Genomic DNA, 24,235 nt, shown 5'->3' on the forward strand with positions numbered 1-24,235 from the left:
ATTGACCGCCCAGATCGGAGTATCGCACTTGTCCCTATTCCTCATCGCGGCCCTTCCCTTTCTTGGCGCTGTGTTTCCAGCCCTTTTGATCCGGGCAGGACGAAACGCAGCGGCCTCGGCGGCCGGGTTGACCAGCTTTCTGGCGCTGGCCGGATTGCTGATCCATATCCCTTCGGTCATGCGGGGCGATGTCGTGACCGCGCGGTTCGACTGGATACCGGGGCTGGGGCTGAACGCGAATTTCATGCTGGACGGGCTTGGGTTTCTGTTTGCCCTGCTGATCCTTGGGATCGGGCTGCTGATCATCCTATACGCGCGGTTCTATCTGTCACGCGAAGATCCGATGGGGCAGTTCTATACCTATCTGCTGCTGTTTCAGGGCGCGATGGTCGGAATCGTTCTGTCTGACAACGTGCTTCTTTTGCTGATTTTCTGGGAACTTACATCGCTCAGCTCATTCCTGCTGATCGGCTATTGGAAACATCTGCCCGAAGGTCGCCAAGGCGCGCGCATGGCGCTGGCTGTCACCGGCTCGGGTGGGTTGGCGATGATTGCGGGGATGCTGATCCTTGGCAATATCGTGGGGTCGTATGACCTGAGCGTCATCTTGCAGCACAAAGAGTTGATCCAAGCCTCGCCCTATTACATGCCGGCGTTGATCCTGATCCTGCTGGGGTGTTTCACCAAGTCGGCGCAGTTCCCGTTCCACTTCTGGCTGCCACACGCCATGGCCGCGCCGACGCCGGTTTCGGCCTATCTGCACTCGGCCACGATGGTGAAGGCCGGGCTGTTCCTGATGGCGCGGATGTGGCCGGTTCTGGCGGGGACAGATGCGTGGTTCTATATCGTTGCGACCACGGGTCTGGTAACCATGCTGATCGGGGCCTGTATTGCCCTGTTCAAGGATGACCTGAAGGCGCTGCTGGCGTTTTCAACCGTCTCGCATCTGGGTCTGGTGACGATGCTGCTGGGCTTTGGCACCAAGATTGCCGCCGTGGCCGCCATTTTTCACATCATCAACCACGCGACTTTCAAGGCCGCCCTGTTCATGACCGCCGGGATTATTGATCACGAAACGGGGACGCGCGATATCAAACGGTTGGGCGGGTTGCGCCATCTGATGCCGATCACCTTTACCATCGGCACGCTTGCAGCCCTGTCGATGGCGGGCCTGCCGCCGCTGAACGGGTTCCTGTCCAAGGAAATGATGCTAGAGGAAACGGTCCACACCACATGGCTGCACTCGCACTATCTGGTGCCGGGTCTGGCGCTGTTGGCAGCGCTGTTTTCGGCGGCCTATTCTTTTCGCTTTGTCGGCCACGTCTTCCTGGGTCCGCAGCGCAGTGATTACCCCGCGCATCCGCATGACCCACCTGTCGGTTTGTGGCTTGCCCCCGCGTTCCTTGTGGTTTTGGTGGTGCTGATTGGCCTGTATTCCAATGCGATTGTCGGCCCCTTGGTCGCCGTTGTGTCCAGTGCTGTGATTGGCGGGGAAAAGCTGCCTTACTATTCCCTCAAGCTGTGGCATGGCTTTACGCCTGCGCTTTATATGTCCGCCGTGGCCACGCTGGGCGGCTTGTTCCTGCTGTCAATGCACCGCAAAGGTGAACAGCTGTGGAACGCCCTGCCCCGACCCGAGGCCAAGACGATCTTTGACGCGGTGATCGGCGCGCTGACCGCAATCAGCCGCCGGGTAACGGACACGCTGCACAATGGGGTCATCAGCCGCTATGCGATCATCATGATCACCTTTACTGTCGGGCTGGGCTATTACGCCTATTCCACCGGCACCATCGGACCGCAGACGCGCGACCCCCTGCCACCCCAGATTATTCCGGTCATCGGCTGGATTTGCCTGATTGGCGCGACGCTGGCGATCATGTGGTTCCACCGCAATCGCCTGCTGTCACTGGTTCTGATTGGCGTTGTCGGGCTGATCGTGTCGATGGCGTTCAACTATCTCTCGGCCCCAGACCTTGCGCTAACGCAGATCTCGGTCGAGGTGGTGACGATGATCCTGTTGCTGCTGTCGCTGAATTTCCTGCCCACGGATACGCCGTGGGACAGCAGCGCGGTACGACGTTGGCGCGATGCGGCGATCTCGGTCGTGGCGGGTATCGGCTCGGGCGCGCTGGTCTATGCGCTGATGTTGCGGGATTTTGCCTTTCCGACAATCTCGGATTTCCATCTGGCGAATTCGTACAAAGGCGGCGGCGGCACCAATGTGGTCAACGTGATCCTGGTGGACTTCCGGGGGTTTGATACTTTCGGTGAAATTATCGTGCTGGGTATCGCCGCGCTGATCATCTTTGCCCTGACGGAATCGGTTCTGGCCACAAACGTGCGCGGCTATCTGCTGAACCGTAAACCGCACTGGCCGCAATCGGGGGACTCGCACCCACTGATGATGGTCGTCGTGACGCGCATGATGATGCCGATTGCGCTGATGGTGGGTGCCTATATCTTTTTCCGCGGACACAACCAGCCGGGCGGTGGTTTCATCGCCGGTCTGATCGTCGCCATCGCCTATCTGATGCAGTACATGGCCAGCGGCTATACCTGGGCGATTGAACGTCAGCGGTTCTATTACCACGGCACCATCGGCTGGGGTGTCCTGATCGCCGCCGCAACCGGCCTGGGCGCGTGGTTCAATGAACGCCCGTTCCTGACCAGCGACTTTGGCTATATCAACTGGCCACCGCTGGAGGAGTTCGAGTGGGCCACCGCGATGTTGTTCGATACCGGTGTGTTCCTGGCGGTTCTGGGGGCGGTGATGCTGGCGCTGGACAGCCTGTCGCGGTTCGCCTGGCAGCCGGGAATGGCGCAGGAATTCCCGATGGACATCAATCCGCTGCGGGATGATCCGCCGGAAGACGAAGAACCACAGAAGGAGCAGGTCTGATGGAAGTGCTTGTCGCCTCTGCCGTCGGCGTATTGACCGCCGCCGGGATCTTTCTGATCCTGCGCCGCCGGACATTTCCGGTCATTCTGGGGCTGTCCCTGCTGACCTATGCAGTCAACGTGTTCCTGTTCGCAACCGGACGGCTGGCGCTGAACGCACCGGCTGTTCTGAACAAATACAAGGATGTGCCATACACCGATCCGCTGCCGCAGGCACTGGTGCTGACGGCCATCGTGATTTCCTTCGGGATGACGGCGGTGATCGTGATGATCGCGCTAAGCGCTTATCTGTCATCCAAGGATGATCATATCGACATGACCGCGCAGGACAGCGTGGACGCGCCGGGAGAAGACGCATGAACCACTGGATCGTTGCGCCGATCGTCCTGCCCGCGATTTTGGCCCCCTTCATCATCATGGTCCTGCGATATCATCTGGACCTGCAGCGTATCTTCTCGGTCGCGGGTGTGGTGGCACTGTTGGGCATTGCGCTGACAATCACCGCACAGGCCGCCGGAGGGGACATTCTGGTCTATGAACTGGGCGACTGGCCCGCGCCCTTTGGCATCGTACTGGTGCTGGACCGGATGTCGGCCATGATGGTGCTGCTGACCGCGCTTTTGGCCTTGCCCATTGTGCTATACGCCATCGCGTCCGGTTGGGATGACCGGGGCAAGCATTTCCACGCCCTGTTCCATTTCCAGCTTATGGGCGTGTGCGGGGCCTTCCTGACCGGCGACGCCTTTAACCTGTTCGTGTTCTTCGAGGTCCTTCTGATCGCCTCATACGGTCTGATGACCCATGGCGGCGGCTCTGTAAGACTGAAAGCCGGTGTTCAATATGTGGCCTATAACCTGCTGGGGTCGACCCTGTTCCTGTTTGCACTGGGTACGCTTTATGCGGTGACCGGTACGCTGAACATGGCGGATATGGCGGTGCGCGTGGCGGAATTGCCGGCCGAGGATACCGCATTGCTGCGCGTCGGCGCGGTACTGCTGTTGCTGGTGTTCTGCATCAAGGCCGCGGTGCTGCCGTTGCATTTCTGGCTGCCCGCCAGCTATGCCAACGCGCCCCTGCCCGTGGCGGCGCTGTTTGCGATCATGACCAAGGTCGGGGCCTATTCGATCCTGCGGATGTACACTCTTGGCTTCGGCCCCGAGGTTGAGGCGACGCAAGGTCTTGTTGGCGCATGGCTGCAACCCGCCGCGCTGTTGACATTGGCCGTTGGCGCGATCGGTATTCTTGGGGCACAGCACATCGCGCGGATGGTGGCCTTTTGCGCCATCGCCTCGATGGGCACATTGTTGATTGCGATTTCCCTGTTCACCGAGACCGCCACCGCCGCCGCGCTGTACTATATCTATCATTCGACACTTGCGACGGCCTTGCTGTTCCTGGTGGCCGACCTGGTGATGCAGCGACGCGGAGGGGCCATCACCCCGATGCCACCGATACCCCAAGGCGGGCTGATTGCCGCCCTGTTCTTTGTCGGTGCCATCGGGCTGGCGGGAATGCCGCCGCTGTCGGGGTTCATCGGCAAGCTGCTGGTTCTGGATACCGCACGGGATGCGCCCGATGCCAACGTGATCTGGGCGGTTATTCTGATCGGGTCCTTCGTGACCATCGTGGCGCTGGCGCGTGCAGGTTCCCTGATCTTCTGGAAAAGCCACGACGCCCAGCACAATACGGAAATGGACCCGGAGAATGACGAGGATATCATCCGGGCCCCTGCCCCGGAACCATGGCCGGGTCTTGCCTTCACTGCGGTATTCGGCATCGTTCTGGGCCTTGTCATGCTGACGTTGTTTGCCGGACCGGCGCTGGAATACGCCAACAAAACGGCTGAACAGCTGTTCACGCCCGAAGACTACATCACAGCGGTATTGGGAGGCGAAGAATGATACGACTTCTGCACCGGATTTTCCCGCACCCCCATTTGACTTTCCTGCTGACGATCGTCTGGATCTTGCTGGCAAATAAACCATCCCTGAATTCAGTCGTGTTCGGCCTGATCCTTGGGATCATTATCCCCTTCATCACCCAACCCTATTGGCCCGACCGCCCCAAACTGCGCAATTGGCCGATGGTGGTGGAATACATCCTGGTTGTGCTGTGGGACATCGTCATAGCCAACATCACGGTCGCCCGGATCATCCTGTTCAAACGTGACGCCGACCGGCAACCCAACTGGGTCTGCATCCCTTTGGAACTGCGCACGCCCGAGGCAATCACGGTCCTGGCTGGAACCATCACCATGACACCCGGAACGGTCAGCTGCGATCTGTCCGCTCAGGGTCACAACCTTTTGGTCCACTGCCTTGATGCGCCCGACCCCGGCGCGGTGCGTGACCAGATCAAACATCGTTATGAGCGTCGCCTGAAGGAGATTTTCGAATGATATACTATGCGATCTGGTTTGCATTCGCCTGTTTCGGAGCCGCCATCATGATGTGCCTGTGGCGGATCATTACAGCTGATGGCGTCGGCACCCGTGTTCTGGCGCTGGATACTATGGTCATCAACACGATTGCTCTGTTGATTCTTTATGGTCTGAATCTGGGGACCGAGGTCTTCTTTGAATCCGCGATGATCATCGCCATGCTGGGTTTTGTCTCAACCGTTGCCTACGCGCGCTTCATGCTGCGCGGCAATATTATCGAGTGAGGGCGACATGGGTTTCATCTTCGAATTTCTGATCGCCTTTTTCCTGGTCATCTCGGGCATATTCGGCCTTGTCGGCTCTTACGGGATGATCAAGCTGAAAGACCCCATGTCCCGCTTGCACGCCCCGACAAAGGCGACAACGCTGGGCGTTGGCGGCGTTCTGCTGGCGTCTATCTGCCATTCGGTTCTGATCGAACATCACCTTTCGCTGCATGAACTGTTGATCACCCTGTTCCTGTTCCTGACCGCCCCGATCACGGCGCTGTTCATTGCCAAATGGCACATTCACCGTCATGAAAAGCCCGAAGACCTGCCGGATGCGGGCGAGGATGAGCTTTGGGCCACCCACGCCGTCGAACAGGTCGAAGACGTCCCTGACCACAGCAAGACCTGAGTTCCATGCACACACCTCTGCTGCCCCTGACCCGCGATCTGGTTCTGATTGGCGGGGGACACACACATGCACTGGTGTTGCGCAAGTGGGGCATGAACCCCTTGCCCGGTGCCAGGCTGACCGTGATCAGCCCCGGCCCCACCGCGCCTTATTCCGGGATGTTGCCCGGGTTTGTCGCCGGTCATTATCAACGCGCAGAACTGGATATTGATCTGGTGCGGCTGGCCCGTTTTGCCGACGCACGCATTATCATTGGTTCGGTCCAGGGGATCGACGCAGACCGGCACGAGGTGCATGTGCCGGATCGCCCGCCGATTGCATTCGATGTTGCCTCGGTCAATGTGGGAATTACCTCGGATATGCCCGCCCTGTCGGGGTTTGCCGAACATGCGATCCCCGCCAAACCGCTGGGCGCTTTTGCGGCGCGGTGGGCCGAATATCTGGATGGCAGCGGGCCCGCGTCAGTTGCCGTGATCGGCGCCGGTGTCGCCGGGGCCGAGCTGGCCATGGCCATGGCTCATGCCCTGCGCGCCAAGGCGCGGGCGGCGCAGGTTACACTGATCGACAGCGCCGCCGCCCTGTCGGCGACGGGGGACAAGGCGGCAGCCACCATTCGCCGGGCGATGGGGGATCTGGGCGTCGATGTGATCGAACACGCCGCTATTTCGTACATCGCAAGCGATCATGTCGCGCTTGAGGATGGCCGCCAGATACCGGCGGAATTCGTCACCGGTGCCGCCGGGGCCCGCCCTTATGGCTGGATGGCCCAGACCGGGCTGGACCTGCATCAGGGCTACATCCGCGTGAACGGGCACTTGCAATCCAGCGACCCGGCGATCTTTGCTGCCGGGGATTGCGCCCATTTGACGGAAGACCCAAGGCCCAAGGCCGGGGTCTATGCCGTGCGCGAAGCTCCGGTTCTGTTTGACAACCTGCAGGCCGCTTTGGGGGCAGGAACAATGCGTCGCTATGTGCCGCAAAAGGATTACCTCAAGCTGATCTCGCTGGGTGGTAAATCCGCGTTGGCCGAACGTTTCGGAACCTCGTTCAGCGGCGCGTTGATGTGGAGTTGGAAAAACCACATTGACCAAACGTTCATGAACAAATTCCGCGACTTGCCTCAGATGCCGCCTCCTGCGTTGCCCCGTCATCATGCGGCGGGTCTGGATGAGGCGCTTGGCGATAAACCGATGTGTGGCGGGTGTGGCGCAAAGATAGGGCGCGGCGCGTTGCAAAGCGTCCTGAACGGCCTGCCCGCACCACTGCGCGCCGACGTGACGCCCCTGCCCGGAGACGACGCCGCCCTGCTGACAACCGGCGGCGTGCGGCAGGTTCTGACCTCGGACCATCTGCGCGGGTTCACCAACGATCCCCTGTTGATGGCCCGTGTCGCCGCCGTTCATGCCCTGGGCGATATCTGGGCGATGGGGGCTAGCCCCCAGGCTGCGACCGCCACGGTCATCCTGCCCCGCATGACACCGGAATTGCAGCATCGCACCATGGCTGAGATCATGACCACCGCCAGCAACGTGATCCGCGATGCAGGTGCTGAAATCGTCGGTGGCCACAGTTCGATGGGTGATGAATTGACCATCGGATTTACCCTGACCGGCCTGTGCCCGAACGCCCCGATCACCCTGTCCGGCGCGCAGGCTGGCGACGCGCTGATCCTGACCAAACCCTTGGGCAGCGGCATCTTGATGGCGGCTGAGATGGCGGGTCAGGCCAATGGTGCATGGGTTATGGATGCCTTTCGACAGATGGTGCAGCCGCAAGGAGAGGCCGCGCGCCTTTTGACAAACGCCCACGCGATGACTGACGTAACTGGCTTTGGTCTGGCGGGGCACCTGCTGGGGATGTGCACAGCTTCAAAATGCGGAGCGACCCTGGATCTGGACGCCGTGCCCGTAATGGCTGGCGCGCAGGAGTTGAGCGCGATGGGCGTGCGATCCACAATCTTCGACGACAATCGCGCGCTCGTGCCCGAACTGCCCTTGGGGGGCAAGGCCGATCTGTTATTCGATCCGCAAACCGCCGGAGGGTTACTGGCCGCAGTGTCCCCGGATCAGGCAATGGACCTGTGCAATGACCTAAGGACGGCGGGCTATCCGGCCGTCATTATCGGCCGCTTGTCCGACGCCCCGGGGCTGCGCCTTCAAAGCTGATCCAGAACCTGTTGAATGCGTGTGGCAGTGGCGTGCAGACCTGCCCCATCCAGTGCCGTCGCATCAATCCGGGCGATGATTTCAGCGGTCCGTACGCGGCTGGATTTGGCATAGGCCGGATCATAATGCTGTTCCATCAAGGCCCGGGTCATCCCCTGTTTGTCGCCTGCTTCAATAAGGGTCAGCCAGCCATCCACCACCTCATGCCCCCGGTGTGCCCTCAGCGGAGACAGGCGTTCGCGCAGCCGATCTGCGTTGGATAAGATGTCGTCATAGGCTGTCACCAGATAATCTGTACGCGCCTCAATCGGGGCGCTGACCTGAATGCGCGGCGCAGCCCGCAGCGCGGCCCAAAGGCTCGGCGGCAGGATCAACGCGCCAATCTTGGACGATTCCGCCTCGACCACCACCGGGCGCGCGGGGTCCAGTCTGCACAGGTCAGCGGCCAGATCCGATTCGAACGCTTTCTGACTGGGTTGACCGCCGGGCATTTCACCCAACAAAGATCCGCGATGATTGGCCAGCCCTTCAAGATCCAGAACCTGCACGCCGCGCTGTTTCAGATGCTCCAGAAGATCGGTTTTGGCCGTGCCTGTATAGCCATCCAACGCAATCAGCCGGTGCGGCAAGGGATCGTTATACAGAAATCGGTTCACCAGACGACGATAGGTGCGATAGCCGCCTTCGATCACCTCGGCCCGCCATCCGATCTGTTGCAGCATCCAGGTGAATGACCCAGACCGCTGCCCCCCGCGCCAGCAATAGACCAGCGGCTTCCACCCGCCTTCGTGATGCGACAGGCTGTGTTCTATGTGGTTTGCAGCGTTGCGAAACACCAGTGCCGCGCCCAGCTTGCGCGCCAGAAACGGACTTTGCTGCACATAGATCGTCCCGACCCGCGCGCGTTCGTCATTGTCCAGAACCGGAAGACTGATGGCGCCGGGTAGATGATCTTCTGCGTATTCGGCAGGGCTGCGCACGTCGATCACAGTGTCGAAGTCGTGCGCGTATAGCTGTGGCAGGTCAGAAAATTTCAACACCATATCAGTGGTCTATCTTGAGGAGCCGGGAATGAAAAGGCGGGCGTTCAGATTGCGACACGTTCGATCAGATCAGACCCGCTGGCCCGGTTTGAATTCACCGCCGTATCCACCCGAAAGTAATCCAGCATACCTTCGGGGCCGGGTCGCATCAGACGCGCCGCCCCTTTCCCCGCCTCACCCAGCCAGAGCGGCCAGTCACCGGCATCCAGGATCAACGGCATACGGTGGTGGATCGCGCTCAGGTGGCGGTTGGCAGGTGTTGTCACGATGGCGCAGGTGCCCTGCCGGACGTCTTCGGCACCCCAATTCTGCCAGACCCCAGCAAAGGCAATCGGCGCGTTGTCCCTGCGATGAATGTACCAGGGCAGCCTGTCGCCTGTTTCCGTCTTGGTCCATTCGTAGAACCCCGTTGCCACGATCAGGCATCGCCGCTCGCGGCAGGCGGTGCGAAAAGCGGGCTTTTCAGCCAGCGTCTCGGCGCGTGCGTTGATCAACAGCGGCCCGGCGGTTTCGGATTTGTACCAATGCGGCAGGAACCCCCAGCGCAGCGGGTCCAGACTGCGGCCGTCGTTGGTGGCGCGGACCACATGCACCTGATTTGTCGGGCAAACATTAAAGTTCGGCACAAACGGTAAAGAATTCGACGGTCGAGCGGCAAACAGCTGCGCCATCGCATCATTGGGAAGAGTTACTGCAAACCGTCCGCACATGGGAAATAAACCATCAATATTTGTGTCACCCAGGCGCAGTACCTCACCGGATCAGAATTCAAATCAAACAGCTAAACCCCTCAAAAGCAAGGTCGTGGATATCTGTGGCGGTGCGTGGAATGAAAAGGTGATGCGGCCAGAGGAAAACATCAAGCCTTTGGCCAGAATACGACTTTGATTGAAACAGCACAAAAAAAGACCGCATCCAAGAATGCGGTCTTTTACGTCATGACGCAGGTTTACTTTTGCTTGATACGACCGTCCAGATAGGGCTGGTATGGTGCGTTCTTGGCCAGGAACTCTGCCGTCACATCCGCCAGATCAGGGCCAAAGTCATAGGCGTTCTTGTCGTCACCTTCGAACATGTTGTACCCGTCGCCGCCATTGCGAACATAGTTGTTCGTGACAACAAGGTAGGTGGCTGATGGGTCAATTGGCACAAATCCATCTCCGTCCGCGACCATAACCTCTGCGACACGCCCTTCGTTCGGGGCAACCGCCGGATCCCAGGTAAAGATCATGCCTGCCACTTGCGGGAACCGTCCTTTGGCCTCTTCCACCTGACTGACACCGTTTTCCAATGCGTCGATGACGCCCTGGCCGCTGATCTCAAAGGTCGAAAGGGTGTTCTGGAACGGCAGCACCGTCAGCACCTCGCCCATGGTCACTTCGCCGGGATCAATCGAGGCCCGCAGACCGCCCGAGTTTGCAATCGCAATCTGTACACCCTGATCCGCCACACGTTCCAGCATGGCATCGGCCACCAGATTGCCCATCTCGCATTCCTGCACACGACAGACCGAGCGGTCGCCTTCGATGGCGTCAGCGGCGTTCGCAACAACTTTGTTGCGGATTTCCTCCAACGGTTCGGCCAGTTCCGCGATGCGATCCAGGGCTGCCTGATCCTCGGTCACGGTGTTGTCCATGATCAGTGGCTCGCCCGCTGCCTGAACCACATTGCCGTCATCGTCAAAGGTTACGTTCAACTCACCCAGGAACTTGCCATAGGCATAGGCCTGCACGATCTGAACACCGTTGACCACGGTCGGATAAGGACCAGCCGCCTTGTCGGATACGTTCGACAAATAGGTGTTCGAATGGCCGCCCACGATGACATCCACGCCGGTTGTTTCCTGCGCCACGCGCTGATCGACACCATACCCTGAGTGACTGAGCACGACGATCTTGTTCACGCCCTCACCGGTCAGCCTGTCGACCTCGGCCTGCACCGCCGGAACCGGATCGGAAAAGGTGACATTCGGACCGGGCGAGGCCAGATCATGCGTATCTTCGGGTGTCAGACCGATCAGGCCGATCTTCTCTCCTCCGACCTCGATCACGGTTGATTTCTTGATCTTGTCCGCCAGCAGCTCTTCGTCCGCGACATCCGCGTTCGACATCAGCACCGGAAAATCCACCGTGTCGATGAAGCCGCGCAAAACTTCGGGGCCATCGTCGAATTCGTGGTTGCCCACGGTCATCGCGTCATAGCCCAGCTTGTTCATGAACTCGGCCGCGACCTTACCCTTGTAGTAAGTATAAAACAGTGTGCCCTGGAACTGGTCACCACCGTCCACCAGAATCGAGTTTTCGACCCGCCCGCGGGCCTCTTCAACCGCTGTGACCAACCGGGCAGAGCCGCCAAAACACTTGCCTTCAGCGTTGTCCTCGGCATCGCAGCCGCTGTCGTATTTGTTGATCGGTTCGAAACGCGCATGGAAATCGTTGGTGTGCAAAATCGTCAGCTTGTACTCGGCGGCAGCCATGCCGGCGGTCAGGCCCAGAACGGCCGCTGAAGCTAGAAACCGGGTGAACATATTCAAACTCCCTGTTGATATTTGCAGGGATCGTGCGTCGTCCGGGACAAAGAGTCAAAGGGGGAAATCCGCCTTGATTCTACCCGCCGCGCGGGGCATCACCACCACATGCTGATTTACAAGATTTTCCGGGCCGACGAATGGGCCACGTTGCAGGATCAGGGTGCCACGGATGGTGCGCCGATTGATGTATCGGACGGCTATGTCCATTTCTCGACCGCCGGACAGGCCACTGAAACCGCCGCGAAACATTTTGCCGGGGCCGAGGGGCTGACCCTGCTGGCCTGCGACGCCGACGCCATGGGCGACGATCTGAAATGGGAAGTTTCGCGCGGGGGTGCCCTGTTCCCGCATCTCTATCGTCAGATTCACATGGCGGATGTCGTGTGGGCGCGGCCCCTGCCCTTTGATGGCCAATCACATCAATTCCCCAAGGAGATGAAATGACCACCTTCATCGACCCTGACCGCACGCAGTTTGAGGCGTTCAAAGCGTTGAACCGCGACCATCCGATCGAAATGCTCAATCTGGTAAAGTTTCGCGCAAAGGCTGCCTATCCCACCGGGCACGACATGGCGGATGCCGGACTGACCGGCGCGCAGGCCTATCGCAATTACGGGGCCGAAACCGGCCCGATTCTGGCGCGTCTGGGGGCGTCGATCCTGTGGCGCGGCGCGTATCAGACTACGCTGATCGGCCCGCAGGATGAGGCATGGGATGAGATCTTCATCGCCCGATATCCAACCGCCCACGCGTTTCTTGAGATGGTGACAGACCCGGATTATCAGGCAGCCGTCATTCACCGGCAGGCCGCCGTCGAAACCTCGCGGCTGATCCGCTGCGCACCAGCCAATGGCGGAGAGGCATTCGGATGAAACTGACCGAAAAACTGGGGCTTGCCGTCCTACACAAGATGGATCCCGAGGCCGCCCATGGGATGTCGATCAAGGCGCTTAAGGCCGGGCTGGCCCCGATGCCGGGGCCGGTGACGTCGCCCCGTCTGAAAACCCGCGTTGCGAGTCTGGACCTGCCGAACCCTGTGGGTCTGGCGGCAGGTTTCGACAAGAACGGAGAGGTCCTGACACCCCTGTCACGCACTGGGTTTGGCTTTATCGAAGTTGGGGCCGTCACCCCGCGCCCGCAACCCGGCAACGCCCAGCCCCGTTTGTTTCGTCTGACCGAGGACAAGGCGGCGATCAACCGGTTTGGCTTTAACAACGAAGGTATGGAGGTCATGGCCCGCCGTCTGGCCAAGCGGCCCACAGATGCGGTGATCGGGCTGAATCTGGGCGCAAACAAGGACAGCGACGACCGGCCCGGTGATTTTGCCAAAGTGCTTGCCCATTGCGCCGCGCATCTGGATTTCGCCACGGTCAACGTGTCGTCACCCAACACCGAAAAACTGCGGGATTTGCAGGGTAAGGCCGCGCTTGGTGCCTTGTTGGGCGGAGTGATCGAAACCCGCAATGCGCTGCCCCGCCCCCTGCCGATTTTCCTGAAAATCGCCCCCGACCTGACCGAGGCTGAATTGCACGACATCGCCGAAGTGGCCACCGAGACCGGCGTCGATGCGGTGATCGCCACCAACACCACCCTGTCCCGCGACGGGCTGCGCAGCGCCCATAAAGGCGAAACCGGCGGACTGTCCGGCGCGCCCCTGTTTGACAAATCAACGCGCGTTCTGGCCCGCCTTAGCCAGTTGACCGAAGGTAAAATCCCCTTGATCGGTGTCGGTGGCATCAGCAACGCCGAACAGGCCTATGCCAAAATCTGTGCCGGTGCTTCGGCTGTGCAACTGTATACGGCGCTGGTTTATGGCGGGATTTCACTGGCGGCTGACGTCGCCCGGGGATTGGATGATTTGCTGGCGCGGGACGGGTTCAACTCGGTCGCGCAAGCCGTTGGAAGCAAACGAGAGGACTGGCTGTGATCGAATATTGGCACAACCCGCGTTGTTCGAAATCCCGTGCAGGGTTGGCTCTCTTGCAGGAAAGCGGCGCACAGGTTGAAACGCGTAAGTATCTTGAGGACAGCCCTTCGGCAGAAGAACTGCGCTCTGTGCTGGAACGGCTGGGCGTCAATGCCATCGACATAATGCGCAGCGGCGAGGCACGGTTCAAGGAACTGGGCCTGACCAAAATCACTGACGACGACACGTTGATCAGCGCCATGGCAGAAAACCCGATCCTGATCGAGCGCCCCCTGGCCATTGCAGGCGACAAGGCCGCGATCGGGCGACCGCCGGAAAACCTGTTGACGCTGGTCTAAGCCACCTGCGCCTCAAGCCTGGAGTAACGCCAGCCCATGGTAACGCCGCGCGCGGTGTTCAGCACCATCAGCGCGGCCCACAACCCGTGATTACCCAGCAGCGGCACCAGAATGAACAGCGCAGCCACATAGATGGCCACCGACTGGATCATTGCCTGCCGCATCGCGCGGGTCCACGTGGCCCCGATATAAATGCCGTCGAACATCCAGCTGGCCACACCGATAATCGGTGCCAGTGCGGCCCAGAACAGGAACTCCCGCGCGGCCACACGGACCTCGGGCGAGGTTGCCATCAGGTCAATCAGGGCTGGACCGGAAAGATAGAAAACGGCCGCCAGGACAAATGCGCCGCCCACACCCCATTGTGAGGCCATGATCGACGCGCGCCGCACCTGATACCGGTCGCGCGCGCCAACGGCGCTGCCGACAAGCGCCTCGGCGGAAAAGGCGAAACCATCCAGGGCAAAGGCGGTGATCTCAAGGAATTGCAGCAGCACCTGATTGGCGGCCAGGTTCACATCGCCCAGATCCGAGCCGATGAACAGGAATGTGGTGAAAGACCCGGTCAGCAGGACAGACCGAACCATGATGTCCCCGTTCACCTGCGTCATTCTGCGCAGTCGGGCCACGTCGAATATCCGCGGCCAGTCGCGCCACTGGTTCCCGGAAAAAGCATCCCGGCACAACCAAAGGCCCAGCGCCAACCCGGTCCATTCTGCGATCAGCGTCGCAATGGCCACCCCTTCGACACCCCAGTCAAGTCCCAGAACAAACCACAGGTCCAACAGGATGTTCAGCCCGTTCATCCAGACCTGTAAAAGAAACACCCCGCGCGTCCGTTCTACAGCGATCAGCCAGCCCGTCACCGCAAACAGCGCAATCGTCGCCGGAGCCCCCCAGATGCGAATTTGCAGGTAATCGCGCGTCAGCGCCTCGACCTCGGGGGTGGCGGGCGACAGGGCAAAGGCCCCCAAAAACAGCCAGACCTGGATCAGGACAAAGAACAGCCCCGCCGCACTGCCCAGCAATAGACCGCGCATCAGCAAAGCACCGGTTTCCGCCGTATCCCCCGCCCCGCGCGCCTGCGCGACAAGGCCTGTGGTGCCCATGCGCAGGAACCCGAATATCCAATAGATCGACGCCAGAATGACCGCGCCCATCCCCACGGCCCCGATCGGCGCGGCCAGCCCCATTTGCCCCACAACGCCAGTGTCCACGGCCCCCAAAATGGGTACCGTGGCATTGGACAGCACGATGGGCGTCGCAATTTTCAGCACCCTTTTATGCGTGATGGGCACTGATCCTTGTTGCATCGTAGGTTACTCGTTTTCCGACTTGGGCTGCGGCATCAGGAAATGCCCCGACGCCTGGGCAAATAGGCGCGCGTGATTGTCTTGCCAGGCCTCGACCCGAACCGAGGCATAGCGCCGCCCGGCCCGGCTGATAAAGGCGCGCGCATACGCGTCGCGCGGCAGGCCCGAGCGCAGATAATCAACCGTAAAATCAACCGTCTTCGGAAACCGCACGGATTCATCACCGAAAATATCATCAGCATCCAATTCACCAGCTTCGATTCTGGGAAAGAAGTACTCCCAACTCAGGGTGATGACGGCCGTGACCTCAAGAAACGCGGCGGTCACACCACCGTGCAACGCAGGCAACAGCGGGTTGCCGATCAACTTGTCATCAAAGTTCAGCACGCCGGTCAGCTCATCGCCGCGCCGGTCGAACCCGATGTTGAGGAACCGGATATAAGGCACGCCGTCGACAATTGCGTTCAACGCCGCATCGCGGCGCTGCTTGACCACCTGCATGGGTTCGGGACGGGGGCGCGCCATCACAGACTCTCCACCGTGAATGATCCTGATGCGGTGGCCACGGGCCGATCTTTGTCTTCGTCCATCGCAGTCGCCCGGACAAAGGCCACATTGCGGGTCATGTGATAGCAGGTCGCATGCGTCGTGATGCTCTGCCCTGGCGTGGCGGCGCGCATATAGTCAATTCTCAGGTCGATTGTGGCCGTGCCGCCGGGGGCGGATGGGTGGCTCATGACTGCCGCGCCGCAGCAGGTATCCAATACGGCGGAAACCGCGCCTCCGTGGATTACCCCCGTCCGGGGGTCCCCGGCCAGATCCTTGTTGTAAGGCATAGTGATTCCAGCTTCACCATTGCCAATTGTGGTCAGTTTCATACCCAGTGCGTTGGCGTGCGGAATCGCCTCGATGAACTGGCGCGCAATTGCTGCTTTATCGACCATGTACTTGTGTCCCTTCGATTTATCCCTTTATGAGCGTGGGGCCAGCAAAAGAGCAAGCCCGCCTGTTGCGCTTGCTGCTGACAAACCATAGGCTATTTCAGAGGAGATCAGGAATGTCCGACGACCGTTTGTCATTCAAAGAGATGTGCGCTGAGTATGACGTGACTCCGCGCACCCTGCGCTACTACGAATATATCGAACTGCTGCAACCCGAACGGGAAGGCAGATCACGGTATTATGGCCCTCGGGAATGCGCGCGTATGACCTTGATAATGCGGGGCCGCAAATACGGCTTCCCCCTGGAAGACATTCGCCAGTGGCTGCTGATTTACGAAGATCGGGGCAATCAGGCACAGATGACCACATTTGTGGAAATGGCCGACCTGCAGATGATTGAACTGAACAAGCAAAAACAGCAACTGGATGAGGCGATTGACGCGCTGAAGCAGATGCGGGATCAAACAGCCAAATCCCTGGGCTGATCCTCAGACGGGTGTCAGCGTCGGCTTTTTATGTAAATTGAGTAAGCCCTGTAGGGCACGAAATAGCCGCTGCGGCCCGGTCATGATGTTTCGCATAAGGGCGTCAAAAAGTTCATATCCGAAAATTCCGTTACGTTACGTCCGCAATTGCCTGCGTGCTGAACCTTGACGCAAACGGAAGTTACGTCAACTTATTTGTGACGTGGCGTTCACATTACGTGAACGTCATCCCCGTGTTGTATGTGGCGCATCGACTGCGCACCTGACCTAGATAGACGCCAGTGACAAGAGTACCGAAACCATGACCGAAGATCTGATAACCATACGTGAAATGTGCGAGACATATGATGTCACGCCGCGCACATTGCGTTTTTACGAGGCCAAGGAACTTTTGTTTCCGATCCGTGAGGGGCAAAAACGCCTGTTCACCAAACGAGATCGGGCACGCCTGAAGTTGATCCTGCGCGGCAAGCGCTTTGGATTCAGCCTCGAAGAAATACGGCAATTGCTGGATCTGTACCACGTGGGCGATCAGCAGATGACCCAGATGACCCGCACGTTCGAAATCGCGCGGGAACGTTTGGCGGATATGGAATCCCGTCGCGAAGAGCTGACACAAGCCATTGACGATCTGAAAGAACAGCTGCGATGGGGTGAAAAAGTCATCGCCTCAATGAATCATGAGAAAAAGGCCGCTGAATAACTCTGGCGGTCCTTCTCCGGACATCTGAATTTAAGGGAGCTTCAAATGCCCGTTTACAACGCGCCGACCAATGACACGCAGTTCATTCTGCACGAAGTACTTAACGTTTCCGGGTCGGACATCCCCGGCTACAACGAGCTTGAGCCGGATTTCACCGGAGCAATTCTGGAAGAAGCCGGCAAGATCGCAACAAATGTTCTGCATCCGCTGAACGTGGTTGGCGACACCGAAGGCTGCCGTTTGGAAAATGGCGTGGTCTACACCCCCACCGGGTTCAAAGACGCCTTCGAGCAGGTCAAAGAAGGCGGCTGGACCGGCCTGGATATGCCCGAAGCATATGGCGGTCAGAACATGCCCGCCGTTGTCGGTACCGCTGTTGGCGAGATGTTCTCGGCGGCCAATATTGCGTTCACCATGTATCAGGGCCTGACCCACGGTGCGGCTTCGGCCATTCTGGCGCATGGCTCTGACGAGCAGAAAGAAAAATACCTGCCGAACATGGTCAGCTGCGAATGGACCGGCACCATGAACCTGACGGAACCGCATTGCGGCACCGATCTGGGCCTGATGCGCACCAAGGCGGAACCGCAGGGCGACGGCAGCTACAAGATTTCCGGCCAGAAGATTTTCATCTCGGCTGGCGAACATGACATGGCCGACAACATCATCCATCTGGTGCTGGCCAAGATCCCCGGCGGCCCCGAAGGCATCAAGGGTGTGTCGCTGTTCATCGTGCCCAAGTTCATCGTGAACGAAGACGGCAGCCTGGGTGAACGCAACGGCGCCACCGTCGGCAACATCGAAGAGAAAATGGGCATCCACGGCAATTCGACCTGTGTGATGAACTATGACGAAGCCACCGGCTGGCTGCTGGGTGACGAGCATAAAGGCATGCGCGCCATGTTCACCATGATGAACGAAGCGCGTCTGGGTGTTGGTATGCAGGGCCTGTGTCAGGCGGACGCGGCCTATCAGAACGCGTTGGAGTACGCCAAGGACCGCCTGCAGGGCCGCGCCGTTACCGGTGCCGAGAACCCCGATGGCCCGGCCGATCCGCTGATCGTGCATCCCGATATCCGCCGCAGCCTGATGGACCAGAAAAGCTTTGTCGAAGGTGCGCGCGCGTTCATCCTGTGGGGCGCGACCCTGCTGGATCAATCGCACCGCTCGGGCGACAAGGACGCCGACGGCCTGATCTCGCTGCTGACGCCGGTCATCAAAGGGTTCCTGACCGACGAAGGCTATGACATGACCGTGAAGGCCCAGCAGGTCTATGGCGGCCATGGCTACATCGAAGAATGGGGTATGTCGCAATATACCCGCGACGCCCGCATCGCGATGATCTACGAAGGTGCTAACGGCGTGCAGGCGCTGGATCTGGTCGGCCGCAAGCTGGCCGTTGATGGCGGCAAGCACGTCATGGCGTTCTTTGAAATCGTCAAGAATTTCTGCAAGGATAATAGCGGCAAGAACGAAGCCTATGACAAGGCCTTTATCGAACCGCTCAAGGCGGCGTCCAAGGACCTGCAGGCGGCGGGCATGTACTTTATGCAGCAAGGCATGAAGAACCCCAACAACGCTTTGGCCGGATCGAATGACTTCATGCACATGTTCGGACATGTCTGCCTGGGTCTGATGTGGGCGCAGATGGCCAAGGCGGCCTATGGCGCTCTTGAAGGTGGCACCTCGAATACCGAATTTTACGAGACCAAGATTGCCACCGGCCAGTTCTATATGGCGCGTCGACTGCCTGCGACTGGTTTGCACCTTGCCCGCATCCAAACCGGCGCGGATACGGTCATGGCGCTGGAGGCGGCAAACTTCTGAACTCAGTCTGGTTCCGGGCGATGGTGCCCGGAGCCAGAACTTCCGGAGGGAAAGACATGCCGAAACGATTTCGCCTGACCCGCCGCTTTCCGGTCGCCATGACCGAAGACGGGTATCGCAAGCTACGGGGGTTCGCCCGCGAGGCTGGCTTGGATGAAGGTGAGGCATTGTCTTTTTTGTTCGAAAACTTCAACAGCGTCATCGACGAGGAAAATCTGACTCACCGGCTTCGAATCTTCAATTCCGAACTTGAAGCGCGTAAGCGCTGAGTACAAAACACAAGCTTTAACAAAGACGTAAAACCGGACACCCCGGCCGGAGTATTTTCGAAAAGATGACGCAGTGAGACGCCCCTGCCCCTTCGTCTTTTCCGAACTACTCAGTTTCGACCGAACTACGCACGCCTTGGGAGGGGCAGTTGCATGACCATCAGACTTCATTGCTTTGGAGAAAGCGGGAACTCTTACAAAGCCGCCCTGGCGTTGGAACTGTCAGGGCTGGAGTGGGAGCCGGTATTCGTTGATTTCTTTAACGGTGCAACCCGGACCCCCGACTATCGCGCCCAGGTCAACGAAATGGGCGAGGCGCCTGTATTGATCGACGGTGATTTCCGCACCAGCCAGTCCGGGGCCATTCAGGCCTATGTGACCGAAAAATCCGGCAAGTTCGGCGGCAAAACCCGGGAAGAGAACTATGACATCCTCCGCTGGGTCCTGTGGGACAACCACAAGCTCAGCTCAATGGCGGGCATGACCCGGTTCCTGATGAACTTTCTGCCCGAAGAACACCGCAACGCGGATGTGATCGCCTTTAATCAAGGGCGTTTGAAAGCCGCGTATCAGGTGTTGAACGACCACCTGAAAGGCCGCAACTGGATTGTTGGCGACGGCGTGACCAACGCCGACCTCAGCTGCTGCGGCTATTTGTATTACCCGGAACCATTCGGCTTTGACCGCGCCGACTGGCCCCATATCGACGCCTGGATGACTCGGCTATCCGAGCAGCCCGGCTGGAAAGCCCCATACGACCTGATGCCCGGCACAGCGCCGGATCGAGCTTAAGGAGAAGACCCATGACCGAAGCTTATATCTATGACGCCCTGCGCACCCCGCGCGGTAAGGGCCGCAAGGATGGCAGCCTGCACGAGGTAACCTCGGTGCGGCTGTCAGCCCAAACCCTGAACGCGATGAAAGAGCGTAATAATCTGGAAGGCCACGCCGTCGAAGACGTGATCTGGGGCAACGTCACGCAAGTGATGGAACAGGGCGGCTGTCTGGCACGCTCGGCGGTTCTGGCCTCGGATCTGGATCAGTCGATCCCGGGCCTGGCAATCAACCGTTTCTGCGCGTCGGGGATGGAGGCCGTGAACCTGGCAGCAAACCAGGTCAAGGGCGGCGCAGGCGACGCCTATATCGCGGGCGGCGTTGAAATGATGGGCCGCGTGGCCATGGGCAGCGACGGCGCGGCGATTGCCGTTGACCCCACGCTGGCGATGGAGACGTATTTTGTACCGCAGGGTATCTCGGCCGATATCATCGCAACCGAGTACGGGTTCGACCGTGATCAGGCCGACGCGCTGGCGATGGAATCGCAAAGACGCGCGGCAAAAGCGTGGGAAGAGAACCGTTTTGACAAGTCGGTGATCACCGTCAAGGACCAGAACGGCCTGACCATCCTGGACCGCGACGAATACATGCGCCCCGGCACCGACATGCAAAGCCTTGGCGCGCTGAACCCCGCATTCCAGATGATGGGTGAGCAGATGCCCGGCTTCGACAAGGTGGCAATGCTGAAATACCCGCATCTTGAGCGGATCAACCACATCCACCACGCGGGCAACAGCTCGGGCATCGTGGACGGTGCAGCTGCGGTTCTGATCGGCAACAAGGAATTCGGCGAGAAATACGGCCTGAAGCCACGTGCCCGCATCAAGGCAACCGCCAAGATCGGTACCGACCCGACCATCATGCTGACCGGCCCGGTTCCGGTGACCGAAAAGATTCTGGCGGACAACGGCATGAAGATCGGCGATCTGGACTTGTTCGAAGTGAACGAAGCCTTTGCCTCGGTCGTGCTGCGGTTCCAGCAAGCGTTTGACGTCGATCCGGCACTGGTGAACGTGAACGGCGGCTCGATCGCGATGGGTCACCCGCTGGGCGCGACCGGCGCCATCATCATCGGCACCCTGCTGGACGAGCTTGAGCGTCAGGATAAAGAAACCGGTCTGGCGACGTTGTGCATTGCATCCGGTATGGGAGCGGCAACAATCATCGAGCGGGTCTGATGCCCAAGCTGAATCTCTCTCAGATCCCGTTTCAGGGTGGCTCGGACTATCCCGGTAAGCTGGCCAGGGCGGGCGATGGCCGCTTTGTTCAGCGCGTTGGCGATGCGGGCGGGCTGACCCAATACGGCGTCAACATCGTGCGGCTGGAACCGCAGGGGCTGTCCTCATTGCGGCACTACCATATGCAGCAGGATGAGTTTGCCATTGTTCTCAGTGGCACCTGCACCCTGATCGACGACGATGGCGAGCATGAGATGCAGCCCGGCGACTGCGCCGCCTTCCCGGCAGGTGAGGCCAACGGCCATCACCTGATGAACAAGACCGATGCGCCCGCAACCTTTTTGGTAGTGGGCACACGGACCCCGACCGAGACCGGCTTTTACAGCGATATAGACATGATGGTGAAGGATGATGAGAACGGATTCTCCTTCACCCGCAAGGATGGCAGCCCGCTGACGGCTGACCAGATTGGAGACGACGGATGACCGAGTTTACCCTGACCAAAGACGCAGATGGCGTCGGAACCATCACCTGGGATGTTCCCGGCAAGTCAATGAACGTGATGTCCTTTGACGGGCTGAAGCAGTTGAGCGAGTGCATTGATCAGGCGCTGGCCGACGATGAGATCAAAGGCGTCATCCTGACCAGCGGCAAAGAGGGCTCCTTTGCCGGCGGCATGGACCTGAACCTGCTGGCCGCGATGAAAGACGAGGCCGGAGACAACCCCGCCAAAGGTCTGTTTGACGGCACGATGGATATCCACGCCCTGCTGCGCAAGATCGAACTGGCAGGCATGGATGCCAAGACCAAAAAGGGCGGCAAACCCATCGCCGCCGTTCTGCCCGGCACCGCCGCCGGTATCGGCATGGAACTGCCGCTGTCGACGCATCGCATCTTTGCGGGCGAAAACCCCAAGGCCAAGTATGGCCTGCCTGAAATTCTGGTGGGTATCTTCCCCGGCGCAGGTGGCACCACGCGTATGGTCCGCAAGGTCGGCGCAATTGCAGCCGCACCGCTGTTGCTGGAAGGCAAGATGCTGGACGTCAACAAAGCCAAGGCAGCAGGTTACATCGACGAGGTTGCCGCTGACCCGATGGCCGCAGCCAAAGAATGGGTTCTGAACGCCAAGGACACTGATATTGTCAAACCCTGGGACGCCAAGGGGTACAAGATGCCCGGCGGTGCGCCCTATCACCCTGCCGGTTTCATGAACTTTGTCGGCGCATCCGCCATGGTGCACGGCAAGACCCAAGGTGCCTTCCCCGCCGCCAAAGCCCTGCTGAGCGCGGTCTACGAAGGCGCGCTGGTTGATTTCGACACCGCCCTGCGGATCGAGGCCCGCTGGTTCACCACCGTTCTGATGAACCCGTCCTCGGGCGCGATGATCCAGTCGCTGTTCCTGAACAAGGAAGCGCTGGACAAAGGGGCTGTGCGCCCTGCTGGTATCTCCGATCAGTCGGTCAAGAAAATCGGCGTTCTGGGTGCGGGCATGATGGGCGCGGGTATCGCGCTGGTTTCAGCTCAGGCCGGAATGGAAGTGGTTCTGATCGACCGTGATCAAGTCGCCGCCGACAAAGGCAAGGCCTATACCGAGACGTATCTGGACAAAGGTATGAAACGCGGCAAGGTCACGGCCGAAAAGAAAGAGGCCATGCTGGGCCGCATCACCGCGACCCCGGATCTGGATCAGCTGAAAGGTTGCGACCTGATCATCGAAGCGGTGTTCGAGGACCCCTCTGTCAAGGCCGAGATGACCAAAAAGGTCGAGGCGATCATCCCCGAGGATTGCATCTTTGCGTCCAACACTTCGACCCTGCCGATCACCGATCTGGCCCAGGCAAGCGTGCGCCCCGAGCAGTTTATCGGCATCCACTTCTTCTCGCCGGTCGAGAAGATGCTTTTGGTCGAAATCATCAAGGGCAAGGAAACCGGTGATCGCGCGGTCGCCAAGGCGCTGGATTATGTGCGTCAGATCCGCAAGACGCCGATCGTGGTCAACGATGCACGCTTCTTCTACTGCAACCGCTGCATCATCCCGTACCTGAACGAAGGCGCGCGGATGGTGACCGAGGGCATCAGCCCCGTGTTGATCGACAACGCCGCGCGTCAGCTGGGCTTCCCGGTTGGACCGATCACCCTGACCGACGAAACCTCGATTGATCTGGCCGCCAAGATTGCCCGCGCGACCAAAGCCGCGATGGGCGATGCCTATCCCGAAAGCGGCGCGGACGATCTGATCTTCTGGATGGAGGAACAGGGGCGTCTGGGACGCAAATCCAAGGCTGGGTTCTTTGACTACGACGAAAAGGGCAAGCGTCAGGGTTATTGGAAGGGGATGCAGGACAAGTATCCGCTGGCCGCAGAACAACCCGACCTGATCGAAGTGCAGGAACGTCTGATGTTCTCGCAGGTTCTGGAAGCGGTCCGCGCGCTGGAAGAGGGCGTTGTGGAAGACATCCGCGAGGCCGACGTGGGCGCGATCCTGGCGTGGGGTTTTGCCCCATGGTCGGGCGGACCGCTAAGCTGGCTGGATATCATCGGCGCACCCTACGCGGCCGAGCGTTGTGACCAACTGTCAGAAAAATACGGCGACCGCTTTACCTGCCCGCCGCTGTTGCGTGAGATGGCCGAGAAAGGCCAGACGTTCTATGGGCGTTTCGACCCCGAGGCAAAAGCAGCCTGAAAAAACAACGCTGGCGCAGAAACACTGCGCCAGCGTT

General features: G+C 59.6%; 25 protein-coding genes. 19 read left to right on the plus strand and 6 right to left on the minus strand.

Annotation, left to right across the window (positions count from 1 at the left end; all coding sequences use genetic code 11):
• Nucleotides 1-28 precede the first annotated feature (28 nt).
• Genes JT51_RS07715 through selD form a run of 7 tightly spaced genes read left to right on the plus strand, consistent with a single transcriptional unit; the run spans nt 29 to nt 8,124 of the window.
• Nucleotides 29-2,902 carry a monovalent cation/H+ antiporter subunit A gene (locus tag JT51_RS07715; protein ID WP_037311908.1) on the plus strand — a complete coding sequence of 958 codons (2,874 nt, stop codon included), beginning with the start codon at nt 29-31 and terminating at the stop codon, nt 2,900-2,902.
• On the plus strand, nt 2,902-3,261 hold the full coding sequence (locus JT51_RS07720; protein ID WP_037310359.1) for a Na+/H+ antiporter subunit C: 360 nt from the start codon (nt 2,902-2,904) through the stop codon (nt 3,259-3,261). Before JT51_RS07715 ends, JT51_RS07720 begins: the two co-directional genes overlap by 1 nt.
• Nucleotides 3,258-4,802, plus strand: a complete 1,545-nt coding sequence (locus tag JT51_RS07725; protein WP_037310360.1) for a monovalent cation/H+ antiporter subunit D — start codon at nt 3,258-3,260, stop codon at nt 4,800-4,802. Before JT51_RS07720 ends, JT51_RS07725 begins: the two co-directional genes overlap by 4 nt.
• The gene (locus JT51_RS07730) at nt 4,799-5,299 is read left to right on the plus strand and encodes a Na+/H+ antiporter subunit E (protein ID WP_419177301.1); all 501 of its coding nucleotides are present in this window, start codon (nt 4,799-4,801) and stop codon (nt 5,297-5,299) included. The genes JT51_RS07725 and JT51_RS07730 overlap by 4 nt, the downstream gene beginning before the upstream one ends.
• Nucleotides 5,296-5,565 carry a K+/H+ antiporter subunit F gene (locus tag JT51_RS07735; protein WP_037310363.1) on the plus strand — a complete coding sequence of 90 codons (270 nt, stop codon included), beginning with the start codon at nt 5,296-5,298 and terminating at the stop codon, nt 5,563-5,565. Before JT51_RS07730 ends, JT51_RS07735 begins: the two co-directional genes overlap by 4 nt.
• A 7-nt stretch (nt 5,566-5,572) precedes the next feature.
• Nucleotides 5,573-5,959 (plus strand): Na+/H+ antiporter subunit G, encoded by a 387-nt coding sequence (locus tag JT51_RS07740; protein ID WP_037310365.1) that lies wholly within the window; start codon nt 5,573-5,575, stop codon nt 5,957-5,959.
• Nucleotides 5,960-5,964: 5 nt separating this feature from the next.
• On the plus strand, nt 5,965-8,124 hold the full coding sequence (selD, locus tag JT51_RS07745; RefSeq protein WP_037310368.1) for a selenide, water dikinase SelD: 2,160 nt from the start codon (nt 5,965-5,967) through the stop codon (nt 8,122-8,124).
• Here selD and mnmH read toward each other — a convergent pair.
• The 3 genes from mnmH to JT51_RS07760 all read right to left on the minus strand — a co-directional run bounded on the left by mnmH (nt 8,115) and on the right by JT51_RS07760 (nt 11,694).
• On the minus strand, nt 8,115-9,167 hold the full coding sequence (gene mnmH, locus JT51_RS07750) for a tRNA 2-selenouridine(34) synthase MnmH (protein WP_037310371.1): 1,053 nt from the start codon (nt 9,165-9,167) through the stop codon (nt 8,115-8,117). The genes selD and mnmH overlap by 10 nt on opposite strands.
• A gap of 44 nt (nt 9,168-9,211) precedes the next feature.
• Nucleotides 9,212-9,877: an SOS response-associated peptidase gene (locus JT51_RS07755; protein WP_037310373.1), complete on the minus strand. Its 666-nt coding sequence runs from the start codon at nt 9,875-9,877 to the stop codon at nt 9,212-9,214.
• Between the two features lie 239 nt (nt 9,878-10,116).
• Nucleotides 10,117-11,694, minus strand: a complete 1,578-nt coding sequence (locus JT51_RS07760) for a bifunctional metallophosphatase/5'-nucleotidase (protein ID WP_037310377.1) — start codon at nt 11,692-11,694, stop codon at nt 10,117-10,119.
• 108 nt (nt 11,695-11,802) lie between these two features.
• On the opposite strand from JT51_RS07760, the gene JT51_RS07765 reads away from it, so the two are divergent.
• The 4 genes from JT51_RS07765 to arsC are packed head-to-tail and all read left to right on the plus strand — an operon-like array spanning nt 11,803 to nt 13,962.
• Entirely contained in the window at nt 11,803-12,141 is a 339-nt protein-coding gene (locus JT51_RS07765) for a DUF952 domain-containing protein (RefSeq protein ID WP_037310379.1), read from the plus strand.
• Nucleotides 12,138-12,569: a DUF1330 domain-containing protein gene (locus tag JT51_RS07770; RefSeq protein ID WP_037310381.1), complete on the plus strand. Its 432-nt coding sequence runs from the start codon at nt 12,138-12,140 to the stop codon at nt 12,567-12,569. The genes JT51_RS07765 and JT51_RS07770 overlap by 4 nt, the downstream gene beginning before the upstream one ends.
• Nucleotides 12,566-13,624 carry a quinone-dependent dihydroorotate dehydrogenase gene (locus JT51_RS07775; RefSeq protein ID WP_037310384.1) on the plus strand — a complete coding sequence of 353 codons (1,059 nt, stop codon included), beginning with the start codon at nt 12,566-12,568 and terminating at the stop codon, nt 13,622-13,624. Before JT51_RS07770 ends, JT51_RS07775 begins: the two co-directional genes overlap by 4 nt.
• Nucleotides 13,621-13,962: an arsenate reductase (glutaredoxin) gene (arsC, locus tag JT51_RS07780; RefSeq protein ID WP_037310387.1), complete on the plus strand. Its 342-nt coding sequence runs from the start codon at nt 13,621-13,623 to the stop codon at nt 13,960-13,962. Before JT51_RS07775 ends, arsC begins: the two co-directional genes overlap by 4 nt.
• Here arsC and JT51_RS07785 read toward each other — a convergent pair.
• From JT51_RS07785 to JT51_RS07795, 3 genes are read right to left on the minus strand one after another with little or no spacing between them, the layout of a single operon-like run.
• A complete protein-coding gene (locus JT51_RS07785; protein ID WP_037310390.1) occupies nt 13,959-15,275 on the minus strand; it encodes an MATE family efflux transporter in 1,317 nt (438 codons plus the stop codon). The genes arsC and JT51_RS07785 overlap by 4 nt on opposite strands.
• Nucleotides 15,276-15,281: 6 nt before the next feature.
• A complete protein-coding gene (locus tag JT51_RS07790) occupies nt 15,282-15,800 on the minus strand; it encodes a PaaI family thioesterase (RefSeq protein WP_037310393.1) in 519 nt (172 codons plus the stop codon).
• Nucleotides 15,800-16,219, minus strand: a complete 420-nt coding sequence (locus tag JT51_RS07795) for a PaaI family thioesterase (RefSeq protein WP_037310396.1) — start codon at nt 16,217-16,219, stop codon at nt 15,800-15,802. Before JT51_RS07795 ends, JT51_RS07790 begins: the two co-directional genes overlap by 1 nt.
• Nucleotides 16,220-16,332: 113 nt before the next feature.
• Between JT51_RS07795 and JT51_RS07800 the strand changes: the two genes are divergently transcribed.
• The 8 genes from JT51_RS07800 to JT51_RS07835 all read left to right on the plus strand — a co-directional run bounded on the left by JT51_RS07800 (nt 16,333) and on the right by JT51_RS07835 (nt 24,198).
• Complete coding sequence (locus JT51_RS07800) at nt 16,333-16,701, plus strand: MerR family transcriptional regulator (protein WP_037310399.1); 369 nt, start codon at nt 16,333-16,335, stop codon at nt 16,699-16,701.
• A gap of 301 nt (nt 16,702-17,002) precedes the next feature.
• Nucleotides 17,003-17,404 (plus strand): MerR family transcriptional regulator, encoded by a 402-nt coding sequence (locus JT51_RS07805; RefSeq protein WP_037310401.1) that lies wholly within the window; start codon nt 17,003-17,005, stop codon nt 17,402-17,404.
• Between the two features lie 45 nt (nt 17,405-17,449).
• On the plus strand, nt 17,450-19,231 hold the full coding sequence (locus JT51_RS07810; protein WP_037310404.1) for an acyl-CoA dehydrogenase C-terminal domain-containing protein: 1,782 nt from the start codon (nt 17,450-17,452) through the stop codon (nt 19,229-19,231).
• A gap of 56 nt (nt 19,232-19,287) precedes the next feature.
• Nucleotides 19,288-19,500: a hypothetical protein gene (locus JT51_RS07815; RefSeq protein WP_037310407.1), complete on the plus strand. Its 213-nt coding sequence runs from the start codon at nt 19,288-19,290 to the stop codon at nt 19,498-19,500.
• A 153-nt stretch (nt 19,501-19,653) separates the two neighbouring features.
• On the plus strand, nt 19,654-20,292 hold the full coding sequence (locus JT51_RS07820; protein ID WP_037310410.1) for a glutathione S-transferase family protein: 639 nt from the start codon (nt 19,654-19,656) through the stop codon (nt 20,290-20,292).
• 11 nt (nt 20,293-20,303) lie between these two features.
• Nucleotides 20,304-21,515 carry an acetyl-CoA C-acetyltransferase gene (locus JT51_RS07825; RefSeq protein WP_037310413.1) on the plus strand — a complete coding sequence of 404 codons (1,212 nt, stop codon included), beginning with the start codon at nt 20,304-20,306 and terminating at the stop codon, nt 21,513-21,515.
• Nucleotides 21,515-22,000, plus strand: coding sequence for a cupin domain-containing protein (locus JT51_RS07830; protein WP_037310415.1), 486 nt, complete (start codon nt 21,515-21,517; stop codon nt 21,998-22,000). The genes JT51_RS07825 and JT51_RS07830 overlap by 1 nt, the downstream gene beginning before the upstream one ends.
• Nucleotides 21,997-24,198 (plus strand): 3-hydroxyacyl-CoA dehydrogenase NAD-binding domain-containing protein, encoded by a 2,202-nt coding sequence (locus JT51_RS07835; RefSeq protein ID WP_037310419.1) that lies wholly within the window; start codon nt 21,997-21,999, stop codon nt 24,196-24,198. Before JT51_RS07830 ends, JT51_RS07835 begins: the two co-directional genes overlap by 4 nt.
• Nucleotides 24,199-24,235: the final 37 nt, after the last annotated feature.

The organism is Ruegeria halocynthiae (assembly GCF_000743705.1).
GTDB classification, from domain to species: domain Bacteria; phylum Pseudomonadota; class Alphaproteobacteria; order Rhodobacterales; family Rhodobacteraceae; genus Ruegeria; species Ruegeria halocynthiae_B.

Coding starts and splice junctions, on each gene's coding strand:
- JT51_RS07720 (WP_037310359.1), top strand. CDS start 2,902: ATGGAAGTGCTTGTCGCCTCTGCCGTCGGCGTATTGACCGCCGCCGGG.
- JT51_RS07725 (WP_037310360.1), top strand. CDS start 3,258: ATGAACCACTGGATCGTTGCGCCGATCGTCCTGCCCGCGATTTTGGCC.
- JT51_RS07730 (WP_419177301.1), top strand. CDS start 4,799: ATGATACGACTTCTGCACCGGATTTTCCCGCACCCCCATTTGACTTTC.
- JT51_RS07735 (WP_037310363.1), top strand. CDS start 5,296: ATGATATACTATGCGATCTGGTTTGCATTCGCCTGTTTCGGAGCCGCC.
- JT51_RS07740 (WP_037310365.1), top strand. CDS start 5,573: ATGGGTTTCATCTTCGAATTTCTGATCGCCTTTTTCCTGGTCATCTCG.
- selD (WP_037310368.1), top strand. CDS start 5,965: ATGCACACACCTCTGCTGCCCCTGACCCGCGATCTGGTTCTGATTGGC.
- mnmH (WP_037310371.1), bottom strand. CDS start 9,167: ATGGTGTTGAAATTTTCTGACCTGCCACAGCTATACGCGCACGACTTC.
- JT51_RS07755 (WP_037310373.1), bottom strand. CDS start 9,877: ATGTGCGGACGGTTTGCAGTAACTCTTCCCAATGATGCGATGGCGCAG.
- JT51_RS07760 (WP_037310377.1), bottom strand. CDS start 11,694: ATGTTCACCCGGTTTCTAGCTTCAGCGGCCGTTCTGGGCCTGACCGCC.
- JT51_RS07765 (WP_037310379.1), top strand. CDS start 11,803: ATGCTGATTTACAAGATTTTCCGGGCCGACGAATGGGCCACGTTGCAG.
- JT51_RS07770 (WP_037310381.1), top strand. CDS start 12,138: ATGACCACCTTCATCGACCCTGACCGCACGCAGTTTGAGGCGTTCAAA.
- JT51_RS07775 (WP_037310384.1), top strand. CDS start 12,566: ATGAAACTGACCGAAAAACTGGGGCTTGCCGTCCTACACAAGATGGAT.
- JT51_RS07785 (WP_037310390.1), bottom strand. CDS start 15,275: ATGCAACAAGGATCAGTGCCCATCACGCATAAAAGGGTGCTGAAAATT.
- JT51_RS07790 (WP_037310393.1), bottom strand. CDS start 15,800: ATGGCGCGCCCCCGTCCCGAACCCATGCAGGTGGTCAAGCAGCGCCGC.
- JT51_RS07795 (WP_037310396.1), bottom strand. CDS start 16,219: ATGGTCGATAAAGCAGCAATTGCGCGCCAGTTCATCGAGGCGATTCCG.
- JT51_RS07800 (WP_037310399.1), top strand. CDS start 16,333: ATGTCCGACGACCGTTTGTCATTCAAAGAGATGTGCGCTGAGTATGAC.
- JT51_RS07805 (WP_037310401.1), top strand. CDS start 17,003: ATGACCGAAGATCTGATAACCATACGTGAAATGTGCGAGACATATGAT.
- JT51_RS07810 (WP_037310404.1), top strand. CDS start 17,450: ATGCCCGTTTACAACGCGCCGACCAATGACACGCAGTTCATTCTGCAC.
- JT51_RS07815 (WP_037310407.1), top strand. CDS start 19,288: ATGCCGAAACGATTTCGCCTGACCCGCCGCTTTCCGGTCGCCATGACC.
- JT51_RS07820 (WP_037310410.1), top strand. CDS start 19,654: ATGACCATCAGACTTCATTGCTTTGGAGAAAGCGGGAACTCTTACAAA.
- JT51_RS07825 (WP_037310413.1), top strand. CDS start 20,304: ATGACCGAAGCTTATATCTATGACGCCCTGCGCACCCCGCGCGGTAAG.
- JT51_RS07830 (WP_037310415.1), top strand. CDS start 21,515: ATGCCCAAGCTGAATCTCTCTCAGATCCCGTTTCAGGGTGGCTCGGAC.
- JT51_RS07835 (WP_037310419.1), top strand. CDS start 21,997: ATGACCGAGTTTACCCTGACCAAAGACGCAGATGGCGTCGGAACCATC.